We start from the raw sequence: 12,378 nt of genomic DNA on the forward strand, positions 1-12,378 counted from the left end.
ATAATTACAGGGATGTTTCAGTTTGCTGCGGGGGGAGGTTTTCCGGGCGCGACCAGATCCACAGATTGCCCAGCGCCATGCCGGCGATCGCCAGATAGATCGGCCAGCCATGCTCGAGCAGCACCAGCATCAGCGTTGCGCACAGCAGCATGCTCAGCGTCGCGCTGACCTTGGCCTTGCGCGCGATGATCTTGCCGTTGCGCCAGTTGCTCAGGATCGGCCCGAACAGGCGATGATTTTCCAGCCACGCACTCAAGCGCGGCGAACTGCGCGTCGCTGCCCACGCGGCGAGGAGGATGAACTCGGTGGTCGGCAGACCGGGCACGACAATCGCGACCAGCCCGATGCCAAGGCTGACATAGGCGAGCAGGCCGAACAGCAGGCGGGCGAGTTTTGAGGAGGCGGGTGCGGGCATGGGTTCGGGATTGCAGTGAGGCGAAACGGGGATTCTACAGGCTTTCTGCAGTTCCCTTGTGGGAGCGAGCCTGCTCGCGAAAGCGGTTTATCGGGCACATTGATGTTGAATGTGCCGCCGTCTTCGCGAGCAGGCTCGCTCCCACAGGGGGGATTGTGGTGTGTCAGGCCGGTTCGGCTTCTGTGGCGTAAGCCTGATCCAGCAACACGGTGAAGCGATTGAACGCATCGAGCGCGCCTTGCTCGGCTTCGGCTTCTTCTTCAGCCGTAAATTGCAGCGAATCGAGGGTGCGCACAAAGCTCTTCCAGCCTTCGGCTCGGCCACCTGCAGGTTCGCCGAGATGACGCGCGCCGAAGCTTTCGCTCAGCTCCAGCGCCACCGCACGTTTGATCAAAAACGCCGCGCCGAGCTTGGAGCCTTCGGAGACGAACAGCCAGCCCAGCGCGCGCGCCTTGCTCGGTTTGTTCACGGCACCGGCCACCGGTGCCGGGACTTCGGTGGCGAGGTCAGCCAGGTCTGCCCTGGCAGCTTCGGCGCGGCACCGGGCCGGCAGGTCCGGGATGATCGCGGTCAGTTCGGCATCGTTGTACAGCGCGACCAGTTCCGACTGGAACAGGTACTGCGCAACGACAAAACGGGCGAAGCTGGCGCGCGTCTCGAACGGTGCATGGGCTTTCACCAACGCATCAAGTTTGCTGTGCGGCTCATGGGTGATCTGGTTCAGGCGTTGTGAACGCAGGGCTTTTTCCGAGGCTGTCATGGGGTGTCCTTGATAAATGAGGCGCTTGATAACAAGACGTACGGGCGGGCGCCAGAGCGTAAAAAAACCTCACTGCGCGGCGATGACACACGCAGTGAGGTCGGTCGGATCAGATGTCCCAGATCAGGTTGATCGCGAAGTTGCGGCCCGGCTGGGTCAGGCGATCAAGGTTGGCCGGTTGGGTGACCGAGGCTTCGCCGACGCTGTCGTAACCGCGCACGTCATCCCACAGCCAGTACTGCTTGTCGGTGAGGTTGTAGATGCCGCCGCTGACGGTGACGTCGTCGCTGACCTTGTAATAGCCGGCCAGATCGAGAATGCCGAAGCCCGGCGTCTTGAACTGGCTGCTGACGCCGTCCGGCGACTTGAAGTTGCTGTCGTCGACGCGGTCCTTTTTCTTCACTACGGTCCAGCTCAGCAGGCCACCGTAATGGTCCTGGTCGTAACCGAGGCCGAACACGCCGGTCAGCGGGTTGACGCTGTTGATCGGCTCGCCGCTGTCATTGTTGCGACCGTAGGCGTAGGCGATCGAGCCCTGGGTGTACAAGCCTTGCGGCGCGCCGAACGCATCCAGATTCAAGCGGCCTTTGACTTCGGCACCCTTGATGGTGGCGCGCTTGATGTTGTTGCTCTGGAAGGTCAGTTGATCGTCGCCCGGCTTGACCGCGTCTTCGTTGATGAAATCGCGGTACTTGTTATAGAACACCGCCACGTCGAACGAGCCGTGCTCGAAATGGCCGCGCAGGCCGGTTTCGAAGCTTTTGCTTTTCTCCGGTTCGAGATCGGAGTTCGGTGCGACGGTGTACCCGGTGGTGGTGTTCTCGAAGCGCCCGTACAGCGATTTTGCCGTCGGGGTGCGGAAGCCTTCGGCGTACTGGCCGTACCAGGTGTAATTCTCCGTCAGGGCATAGGTCAGGCCGAATTTCGGCGAGACTTTGTGCCAGGTCTTGTTCTTGTCGCTGACGGTGCCTTGGCCGTCGGCGGCCACGGTGTTGAGGAATTCCTGAGTGATGTGCGGCTTGAGCTGGGTGTAGTCGTAGCGCAGGCCCGGCAGAAAGGTCCAGTCGTTCCAGCTGATCTGGTCCTGGGCGAACAGGCTGTAGGTGTTGATGGTCGGGTCGGGGAAATCGCTGGCCTCGGCCAGCACGTCCGCGGCACTGGTCGCGCCGATGGCGCTGCAACCGCGGCCCACGGCCAGACAGGTGCCGTCGCCGCTGCGCGAACCGGTGACTTTCTGCTGCTTGATCGTGGTGCCGTAAGTCAGCACATGATCGGTGGCGCCGAGGGTGAAGGCCTTGTCCAGTTGCGCATCGAAGACCCACTGTTTTTCTTCGTAGATCGTGTCGCGGGTGCGCAGCACTTTGCGGGTGATCGGGTAGTAATACTCTGCGGTGCTCTGGTCAGTCTTGGCGATCTGGTAATTGAGGCTCCACTTCACGTTATCGGCCAGCAGGCTGTCGAGGGCGAAGGTGTGCTCGAGGCCAAAGCGCTCACGGCTGATGGTGTCGTTGCCGGTGCGCCACTGGTACATGCCGCCGGGCAACACGCTGTCGGGGATGGTCGGCGCACCGTTGAAGTAGGGGCCGCCGTAGGCGCTTTTCTGATCGGTGTCGCGGTCGTCCTTGTACTTCTCGTAGGTCAGGCCCAGACGGGAATCGTCGTTGTAGTTCCAGCCGAGCTTGGCCAGTACGTTGGTTGCGCGCACGTCTTCCGGGTTGGCGGCGGTGCGCGCAAGGCCGGTGCCGTTGTTGCCGCCGTAGGATTCGGTTTCGTGACCGTCGCGCTGGCTGTAATGCAGCAAACCGTCGAACTCGCCGGAGCGCCCGGCAACGGTGGCGGATTTCAGCCAGCTGTCGTCGGCCGAGCTGTAACCGGTTTTCAGGCGCGCGCCGAGGTCTTTGCCGGGCTTGATGATGTCGTCGGCCTCCAGCGTGTAATAGCTGACCGCGCCGCCGATGGCGTTGCTGCCGTACAGCACCGAGGCCGGGCCGCGCAGGATCTCGACGCGTTTGACGATTTCCGGGTCAACGTAATTGCGCTGGCTCTTGGCGTACGGGCCGTTGAAGAAACCGTTGGGGATTTCCACGCCATCGACCTGGGTGAGGATGCGGTCGCCGTCGATGCCACGGATGTTGTAGCCGCTGATGCCGCCACGCTGGCCGGCGCCGCCGACGGAAACGCCCGGCTCGTAGCGCACCAGTTCCTTGATGGTGTTGACGTTATTACGATCGAACTCTTCGCGGGTCTGCACGGTAACGGTGGCCGGCACGCTGTTGACCGACTGTTCCTGGCGGGTGGCGCTGATGGTCACTTGATCCAGATTCAGCGTGCCGCTGCTGTTGCGCTTTTCCAGCACAACGTTGTTGTTGCTCAGTTTGCGGAAGCTCAGGTTGGTCCCCACCAACAGCCGCTCGAGGGCTTGCTCCGGCGGCAGCGAACCGCGCACACCCGGCGATGCCACGCCCTGGCCCAGTTCCGCCGGCAGGCCGACCTGCCAACCGGTCACGGCAGTGAATGCATTCAACGCCGAGACCAAAGGCTGCTGGCCGATGGCAAACGCGTAATCGCCCATGTTGCGCGCCGGTTGCTCGGGCGCCGCCAGCAGCGGTGCGCTGCCGGCCATGAGGATGGCCGCGGTCAGCAGCGACAGTACGCGGGAAGGGGAAGCGGTCTGGCGGGTAAGGCGTGAGGACATCGATAGCGCTCCGTGTCGCACGAATCTTTATAGGTGCTGATTGGCATCGCTTGATGCGAATCAATTGCATTGGCTATAACGAGACGTACTGACGCGGGCTATCGAGTAAAAATAATTCTCATTCAGTTCAGGATGACCAAGGCGGGGAATTCCTGCAGCCGCGCCGAAGTGATGTGCGCAAGCGAGCGGACCACGTCGAGCGGCTGATCGAGGCGGTAATTACCGGTCACGGCGACGTCGGCCAACTGCTCGTTGGTATTGATGATCCAGCCCGGATAGTAGCGGCGCAGCTCGGCCAGCACCTGATTCAGCGGGCAGTTCTCGAACACCAGGCGGCCCTGTACCCACGCCAGATCGGTGTTGGCGTCGAGTTTGGCCGGGTGATCGAAACCGTTGGGGCCGATGCGGATGCTTTCGCCGGCGCTCAGGCGCACCCGCGCATCGTTATGGGTGGCGCGCAGATCGACATCGCCACGCTGCACATTGACCTGCGCGACCCCGTCGAGATAACGCACGGCGAACGCGGTGTCGCGCACGCTGGCGCGGACCGGACCGGCGTCGATTTCCAGCGCCTGACCGCGGCCGCTGGCGACTTCGAAAAACGCCTCGCCCTGAAACAGCCGGGCCACGCGCTGCTGATCGTTGATCGTGCTGGAAAACGCCGAATTGGTGTTGAGCAGCACTTTCGAGCCGTCCTCCAGTTGCAGGCGCTGGCGTTCGCCCACCACGGTCAGATGGTCGGCCTGCAGGCGCATCGGCAGGTTGCTGAAACTGAACAGACCGAGGATCAGCACCGCCGCCGTGGCCAGTGGTTTCCAGTGCGGGCGCAAGCGTTGCAGGAAGGTGACTTTCGCCGGTTTCGCCGCCAGGGCTTGCGCGCACAACGCCACTTGCGGACCGTCCCAGATCGCCTGGGCCTTGGCGAACGCCTCGGCATTCAACGGATCGGCCGCCAGCCACGCGTGGAACTGCCGGGTCTGTTCCTCGTCCGGGCTGCCGAGCACGATGAGCCAGTCCAGTGCCTGGTCCATTGCGTTGGCAGCGTCCTGCGCCGAATCCGGCGAAGGCGAGCGGTGGGTGTCCGTCACGGTGTTTCCTCGGCAGTGTCTGTGCACGGCTGTTTTATTAGTGAAGCGTAAAAGTCGGGCAAGGGTAACAAAGCGCGATGATCAGTGCAGTCGATGCTGGCACTTACGGAAACGCCCTACAGCATCAGTCGCCATTCAGGCGCTCAGCTACACCGATGCAGATCGACATGATCAGCTTCAGTTCTTTTTGTACGGTGCTGAGGGAGACGTTCAGTTCGTCCGCGATTTCCTGATAGCTGTTCCCGTGCAAACGGCTGAGGATGAAAATCTGCTGCTGACGCGGGCTGAGTTGACCGAGGCTCACGTTCAGGCGCTCCAGCATCTGTTCGGCGTGGGCAGCGTCTTCGGCGCTGCTGGCGGGGGCGGCGACGCTGTGGACAATATCCGGTGGGACATCATCGACCATGGTTCGCGCGTGGATCTTGCGCGCGCGCAGATGATCCAGCGCCAGATTGCGCGCGGTCTGAAACACAAACGGTTCGAGGTGATCGATGGCCCGCTCGCTCAAGGCGCGGGTGACGCGCAGGTAGGTTTCCTGCAGCAGGTCTTCAGCGGTGCTGTGATTGTTGACCATGCGCTCCAGCGTGCGCAGCAGGGACGTGCGCTGGGCAAGGAAGACATGATTGAAGCGCGATTGACTCACGGGAGGACCTGATCCATTTCAAGCGAATGATAATGCTTATCATCTAGGTGAATGGTCAAGCAATGATTTCAGATTGAAATCAGAAACCCCTGTGGGAGCGAGCCTGCTCGCGAACGCGGAGTGTCAGGCGACCTGGATATCGACTGACAGATAGCTTTCGCGAGCAGGCTCGCTCCCACAGGGAAGGGGATAACCTGAAGTTATTCGGCGTTACACAACGCCAGGCAGTTATCCAGCATGCGGTTGGAGAAGCCCCATTCGTTGTCGTACCAGGCCAGCACTTTCAGCAGTTTGCCGCTGGATTTGGTGTGGTTGGCGTCGAAGATCGACGACAGCGGGTTATGGTTGAAGTCGCTGGAAACCAGCGGCAACGTGTTGTAGCCGAGGATCTTCGAATGCTGGCTCGCCGCTTTGAGCAGGGCATTGACTTCGTCGGCGCTGGCTTCTTTCTTCAACTGCACGGTCAGGTCCACCAGCGACACGTTGATCACCGGCACACGCACGGCCATGCCGGTCAGTTTGCCGGCCAGTTCCGGCAGCACCAGGCCTACCGCTTCGGCGGCGCCGGTCTTGCTCGGGATCATGTTCTGCGTGGCCGAACGCGCGCGGTACGGGTCGGTGTGATAGACGTCGGTGAGATTCTGGTCGTTGGTGTAGGCGTGGATAGTGGTCATCAGACCGCTTTCGATGCCCAGCTCGCGGTGCAGCACCTGCGCAACCGGCGCCAGGCAGTTGGTGGTGCATGATGCGTTGGAAATGATCTGGTGCGACTGGCGCAGGATGTCGTGGTTGACGCCGTAGACCACGGTGGCGTCGGCGCCTTTGGCCGGGGCCGAGATGATCACTTTGCGTGCGCCGGCGCTAATATGCGCGGCGGCTTTGGCGCGGTCGGTAAACAGACCGGTGCATTCGAACACCACATCGATCTTTTCCGCCGCCCATGGCAGTTCGGCCGGATTGCGAATGGCGCTGACTGCGATGCGGTCGCCGTTGACCGTCAGGCTCTCGTTATCGTGCGCCACTTCGGCGTCGAAGGTGCCGTGAACGGTGTCGTATTTGAGCAGATGGGCATTGATCGAACTGTCGCCCAGATCGTTGATGGCGACGATCTGCAGATCCTGTCGATAGCCTTGGGTATACAGTGCGCGCAGGACATTACGGCCGATGCGGCCAAAACCATTGATTGCGATTCGAAGAGTCATGGAACAGCGCCGCCGTCGTTTTGTTGTTGGAATTACAAGATTATTCGCATAAAAATAGAAAACAAGCCTTTTTAGTGGCAATATTTTGTTTTATCTACAACGAGTGACCTGAATCAACTGGTCCGAATGGTCAAAAAAGCCGTCTGTCATTCCACCGACACCGGCGTTTGATCAGCATAGACAATCAGGTCGCCACATCCGTTAGCCTGGAGTTCTACACATGCATCCCCGCGTTCTTGAGGTCACCGAACGGCTTATCGCCCGCAGCCGCGCCACGCGTCAGGCTTACCTTGCATTGATTCGCGGCGCCGCCACTGACGGGCCGATGCGCGGCAAGCTGCAATGCGCCAACTTCGCCCACGGGGTAGCCGGTTGCGGCAGCGAAGACAAGCACAGCCTGCGGATGATGAACTCGGCGAACATCGCCATTGTGTCTTCGTATAACGACATGCTCTCGGCGCACCAGCCGTACGAAGTGTTCCCCCAGCAAATCAAAAATGCCCTGCGCGAAATCGGCTCGGTCGGCCAGTTCGCTGGCGGCACCCCGGCGATGTGCGACGGCGTGACCCAGGGCGAGCCGGGCATGGAGCTGAGCCTGCCGAGCCGCGAAGTGATTGCCATGTCGACCGCCGTGGCGCTGTCCCACAACATGTTCGACGGTGCGCTGATGCTCGGCATCTGCGACAAGATCGTGCCGGGGCTGATGATGGGCTCGCTGCGCTTCGGTCATCTGCCGACCATTTTCGTCCCGGGCGGGCCGATGGTCTCGGGGATTTCCAACAAGGAAAAAGCCGACGTGCGGCAGAAGTACGCCGAAGGCAAGGCGACCCGCGAAGAGCTGCTGGAATCGGAGATGAAGTCCTACCACAGCCCGGGCACCTGCACCTTCTACGGCACCGCCAACACCAACCAGTTGCTGATGGAAGTCATGGGCCTGCACTTGCCGGGCGCGTCTTTCGTCAACCCGAACACGCCGCTGCGTGACGCGCTGACCCGCGAAGCCGCGCATCAGGTCACGCGCCTGACCAAGCAGAACGGCAACTTCATGCCGATTGGTGAAATCGTCGACGAGAAGGCGCTGGTCAACTCGATCGTTGCCCTGCACGCCACCGGCGGCTCGACCAACCACACCCTGCACATGCCGGCGATCGCCATGGCCGCGGGCATTCAACTGACCTGGCAGGACATGGCCGACCTCTCCGAAGTCGTCCCGACCCTGAGCCACGTCTACCCGAACGGCAAAGCTGACATCAACCACTTCCAGGCAGCGGGCGGCATGTCGTTCCTGATCCGCGAACTGCTCGGCGCCGGTCTGCTGCACGAAGACGTCAACACCGTGCTTGGCCACGGTTTGAGCCAATACACCAAAGAACCATTCCTTGATAACGGTGAGCTGGTCTGGCGCGAAGGCCCGACCGACAGCCTCGACGAAAACATTCTGCGCCCGGTGTCCCGTGCCTTTTCGGCCGAGGGCGGCTTGCGCGTGATGGAGGGCAACCTCGGTCGCGGCGTAATGAAGGTTTCGGCGGTGGCGCTGGAAAACCAGATCGTCGAAGCGCCGGCGATGGTGTTTCAGGACCAGCAGGATCTGGCCGACGCGTTCAAGGCCGGTCTGCTGGAGAAGGATTTCGTTGCAGTGATGCGCTTCCAGGGTCCGCGTTCCAACGGCATGCCGGAGCTGCACAAGATGACGCCGTTCCTCGGCGTGCTGCAGGATCGCGGCTTCAAAGTCGCCCTGGTGACCGACGGGCGCATGTCCGGCGCGTCGGGGAAAATCCCGGCGGCGATTCACGTCAGCCCCGAGGCTTATGTCGGTGGTGCTTTGGCGCGCGTGCAAGAGGGCGATATCATCCGCGTCGATGGCGTCAAAGGCACCTTGGAACTGAAGGTCGACGCCGACGAATTTGCCGCACGCGAACCTGCCAAAGGCCTGTTGGGCAACAACATCGGCAGCGGTCGCGAACTGTTCGGCTTCATGCGCATGGCCTTCAGCTCGGCGGAGCAGGGCGCCAGCGCCTTCACTTCTGCCCTGGAGACGCTTAATTGAAACTGGCTTTGGTCGGTGACATCGGAGGCACCAACGCACGTTTCGCGTTGTGGCAAAACCAGCAACTGCAATCGGTTCAGGTGCTGGCCACGGCCGACTTTGCCAGCCCGGAAGAGGCGATCAGCCTGTATCTGAGCGGGCTCGGTCTGGCGCCGGGGGCGATCGGTTCGGTGTGCCTGTCGGTCGCCGGCCCGGTCAGCGGCGACGAATTCAAGTTCACCAACAATCACTGGCGCCTGAGCCGCAGTGCGTTCTGCAAGACCTTGCAGGTCGAGCAGTTGTTGCTGACCAACGATTTTTCAGCGATGGCGCTGGGCATGACCCGCTTGCAACCGGGCGAATTCCGGGTGATCTGCGAGGGCACGCCGGAGCCGTTGCGTCCGGCGGTGGTGATTGGTCCCGGCACCGGACTTGGCGTCGGCACCCTGCTGGATCTCGGCGAAGGCCGGTTCGCCGCATTGCCGGGCGAGGGCGGTCACGTCGACCTGCCGCTGAGCAGCCCGCGCGAAACGCAACTGTGGCAGCACATCTACAACGAGATCGGCCATGTCAGCGCCGAGACCGCATTGAGCGGCGGCGGCTTGCCGCGACTGTACCGGGCGATCTGCGCAGTCGACGGGCATGAACCGATCCTCGACACGCCGGAAGCGATTACCGCGGCCGGTCTGGCGGGCGATCCGATTGCCCTCGAAGTGCTCGAGCAATTCTGCTGCTGGCTCGGCCGCGTGGCCGGCAACAACGTGCTGACCACTGGCGCGCGCGGTGGGGTGTATATCGTTGGCGGGGTGATTCCACGGTTTGCCGATTTCTTCGCCAGCAGCGGTTTCGCCCGCAGCTTCGCCGACAAGGGCTGCATGAGCGATTACTTCAAAGGCATCCCGGTGTGGCTGGTGACGGCGCCGTATTCCGGCCTGGTCGGCGCCGGCGTGGCCCTCGACCAAGCCCTCCCGATCTGAAACCCAATCCGCCTCTGTGGGAGCGAGCCTGCTCGCGAAAGCGGTGTATTAGTCAACAAATGTGTTGAAGGTAAAACCGATTCGCGAGCAGGCTCGCTCCCACAGTGGATTTGTGGTGTTAGTGATCGTTCCCACGCTCTGCGTGGGAATGCAGCCCGTGACGCTCCGCGTCACTGGACGCGGAGCGTCCCCAGAGGCATTCCCACGCAGAGCGTGGGAACGATCAGCAGAGCGTGGGAATGATCGGTTCATCAGGCATAATCCGCCCCAATTCCAACAACAAGGATGCCTTCGAAGTGAGTTCAGTCAACAAGTCGATATTGTTGGTCGATGACGATCAGGAGATACGCGAGTTGCTGGAAACCTACCTGACCCGCGCCGGGTTTCAGGTACGCGCCACCGCCGACGGGGCCAGTTTCCGTCAGGCGCTCAACGAGGCGCCAAGCGATCTGGTGATTCTCGACGTCATGCTGCCCGACGAAGACGGCTTCAGCCTGTGCCGTTGGGTGCGTCAGCATCCGCGTCAGGCGCAGGTGCCGATCATCATGCTGACCGCCAGTTCCGACGAAGCCGACCGGGTGATCGGTCTGGAACTCGGCGCTGACGATTACCTCGGCAAACCGTTCAGCCCGCGCGAACTGCAAGCGCGGATCAAGGCCCTGCTGCGCCGCGCACAGTTCGCCCACGAACGCAGCGGCAGTGAAGTGCTGGCTTTTGATGAGTGGCGGCTGGATATGGTCAGCCATCGGCTGTTTCACACCGACGGCGAAGAGGTAATTCTCTCTGGTGCCGATTTCGCGCTGCTGAAACTGTTTCTCGATCACCCGCAGGAAATCCTCGACCGCGACACCATTGGCAATGCCACCCGTGGCCGCGACCTGATGCCGCTCGACCGGATCGTCGACATGGCGGTCAGCCGCTTGCGCCAGCGTCTGCGCGACACCGATAAACCGCCGCGACTGATCCGCACCGTGCGCGGCAGCGGCTACCAACTGGCAGCCAACGTGGTTGCCGGCAATGCTCACTGAGTCGCTGCGCAGACTCGCCGCGAAAGTGCCGATGCCGCGCTCACTGCTCGGGCGCATGCTGCTGCTGACCCTGCTCGCGGTGCTGTTTGCGCAAACCCTGTCGAGCGTGATCTGGGTCTCGCAGTTGCGCGCGACGCAGCTCGAAGGGCTGGTCACCAGCGCTCGCAGCCTGGCCCATTCGATGACTGCCAGCGTCAGCTATTTTCGCTCGCTGCCGGTGGCCTACCGGCCGCTGGTACTCGACCAGTTGCGCAGCATGGGCGGTACGCGTTTCGTCGTGACCCTGAATGACAAACCGCTGGGCATGGACGTGTTGCCGGTCACCCCGCGCAAAGCGGCGGTGATGCAAGCGGTGGATGAAGTGCTGCGCCAGACCCTGGGCCATGACACCGATATTTCGGTGACCTTCGTCAGCCCCGAGGACCTGCGCATCTTCAATGCCGGCCTGAAGCTCGATGAGCTGCCGCGCTCGTGGGCGCACTACGCGCTGACGCTCGAGCCGGTCAATCCGCCGGTGCTGGTCACACAGATTCAAATGGCCCCGGGCGAATGGCTGTACATCGCCTCGCTGCTGCCCGAGCCCTACACCAGTCTCGAAGAACAAGGCCTGCCGTCGCAGCAGGTGTGGTTCATCGTCCTTACCAGCGGTTTTCTGCTGTTGTTCATCGGCCTGCTGGTGCACTGGCAGAGCCGCCCGCTCAAGCGTCTGGCGCGCTCGGCGCGGGATCTGTCGCTGGGCGCCGACGTCGAGCCGGTCGCCGAGGGCGGCGGCAGCGAAGTGGTCGAAGTGGGCCGTGCGTTCAACACCATGCGCGAGCGCATCAGCCGTTACTTGACCGAGCGCAGCCAGTTGTTCAGCGCGATTTCCCATGACCTGCGCACGCCAATCACCCGTTTGCGTTTGCGCGTTGAACTGCTCGAAGACGAACAGCTGCAAGCCAAGTTCGGCCGTGATCTGGATGAGCTGGAACTGCTGGTCAAAGGCGCGCTGCAATGCGTCAAGGACACCGATATCCACGAGAACATCGAACCGGTGGATCTCAACCATGTGCTCGATTGCCTGGTCGAGCCGTACCTGGCGCCGAATGGAAACGGCCGCGTGACCCAGCACGGCCGCGCGTTGACGGCGTATCCGGGCAAGCCATTGGCGTTGAAGCGCTGCATCGGCAACCTGATCGACAACGCGCTCAAGTACGGGCAGAACGCACATCTGCACATCGACGACGATGAAAGCGCGTTTGTGCTGCACGTCGACGACGAAGGCCCGGGCGTGCCGGAGCAGCGCCTGGAGCAGGTGTTCGAACCGCATTTCCGCCTGGCCGGGCAGCAGCAGGGTTATGGGTTGGGGTTGGGCATTGCGCGCAATATTGCCCATAGCCATGGTGGGGAAGTGACGTTGCAGAATCTGCGTGAGGGTGGGTTGCGGGTGACGTTGCAGTTGCCGCGCAGTGTGGATTAGTCAGACCGCGTTATCGTTCTTCGCGAGCAGGCTCGCTCCCACAGGGGATTGCGTTCCAACTTAAGGAATGCGGTGGAATGTGGGA

At 62.0% G+C, this 12,378-nt stretch carries 10 protein-coding genes; 4 read left to right on the forward strand and 6 right to left on the reverse strand.

The genetic code is table 11. The annotated features are described in order from the left end of the window. Positions 1-4 precede the first annotated feature (4 nt). The 6 genes from ACGSLL_RS23960 to gap form a co-directional block, all read right to left on the reverse strand. Positions 5-415 (reverse strand): YbaN family protein, encoded by a 411-nt coding sequence (locus ACGSLL_RS23960; protein WP_394508192.1) that lies wholly within the window; start codon positions 413-415, stop codon positions 5-7. Positions 416-578: 163 nt separating this feature from the next. Continuing rightward, positions 579-1,175 (reverse strand): biliverdin-producing heme oxygenase, encoded by a 597-nt coding sequence (locus ACGSLL_RS23965; protein ID WP_394508193.1) that lies wholly within the window; start codon positions 1,173-1,175, stop codon positions 579-581. A 109-nt stretch (positions 1,176-1,284) separates the two neighbouring features. Further along, entirely contained in the window at positions 1,285-3,870 is a 2,586-nt protein-coding gene (locus tag ACGSLL_RS23970) for a TonB-dependent receptor (RefSeq protein ID WP_394508194.1), read from the reverse strand. Between the two features lie 122 nt (positions 3,871-3,992). Further along, the gene (locus ACGSLL_RS23975) at positions 3,993-4,958 is read right to left on the reverse strand and encodes a FecR family protein (RefSeq protein ID WP_394508195.1); all 966 of its coding nucleotides are present in this window, start codon (positions 4,956-4,958) and stop codon (positions 3,993-3,995) included. Positions 4,959-5,082: 124 nt separating this feature from the next. Continuing rightward, positions 5,083-5,601: an RNA polymerase sigma factor gene (locus tag ACGSLL_RS23980; protein WP_394508196.1), complete on the reverse strand. Its 519-nt coding sequence runs from the start codon at positions 5,599-5,601 to the stop codon at positions 5,083-5,085. A 200-nt stretch (positions 5,602-5,801) separates the two neighbouring features. After that, positions 5,802-6,803: a type I glyceraldehyde-3-phosphate dehydrogenase gene (gap, locus tag ACGSLL_RS23985; protein WP_203419217.1), complete on the reverse strand. Its 1,002-nt coding sequence runs from the start codon at positions 6,801-6,803 to the stop codon at positions 5,802-5,804. Positions 6,804-7,023: 220 nt separating this feature from the next. On the opposite strand from gap, the gene edd reads away from it, so the two are divergent. The 4 genes from edd (at position 7,024) to ACGSLL_RS24005 (ending at position 12,293) form a co-directional block, all read left to right on the forward strand. Next, positions 7,024-8,850: a phosphogluconate dehydratase gene (gene edd / locus ACGSLL_RS23990; protein WP_394508197.1), complete on the forward strand. Its 1,827-nt coding sequence runs from the start codon at positions 7,024-7,026 to the stop codon at positions 8,848-8,850. Further along, on the forward strand, positions 8,847-9,806 hold the full coding sequence (locus ACGSLL_RS23995; RefSeq protein ID WP_394508198.1) for a glucokinase: 960 nt from the start codon (positions 8,847-8,849) through the stop codon (positions 9,804-9,806). Before edd ends, ACGSLL_RS23995 begins: the two co-directional genes overlap by 4 nt. Positions 9,807-10,102: 296 nt before the next feature. After that, on the forward strand, positions 10,103-10,834 hold the full coding sequence (locus ACGSLL_RS24000) for a response regulator (protein ID WP_394508199.1): 732 nt from the start codon (positions 10,103-10,105) through the stop codon (positions 10,832-10,834). Then, positions 10,824-12,293 (forward strand): ATP-binding protein, encoded by a 1,470-nt coding sequence (locus ACGSLL_RS24005; protein ID WP_394508200.1) that lies wholly within the window; start codon positions 10,824-10,826, stop codon positions 12,291-12,293. Before ACGSLL_RS24000 ends, ACGSLL_RS24005 begins: the two co-directional genes overlap by 11 nt. The last annotated feature ends 85 nt before the right edge of the window (positions 12,294-12,378 follow it).

Origin of the sequence: Pseudomonas retamae, from assembly GCF_043496865.1 — a bacterium.
Lineage (GTDB): Bacteria > Pseudomonadota > Gammaproteobacteria > Pseudomonadales > Pseudomonadaceae > Aquipseudomonas > Aquipseudomonas retamae.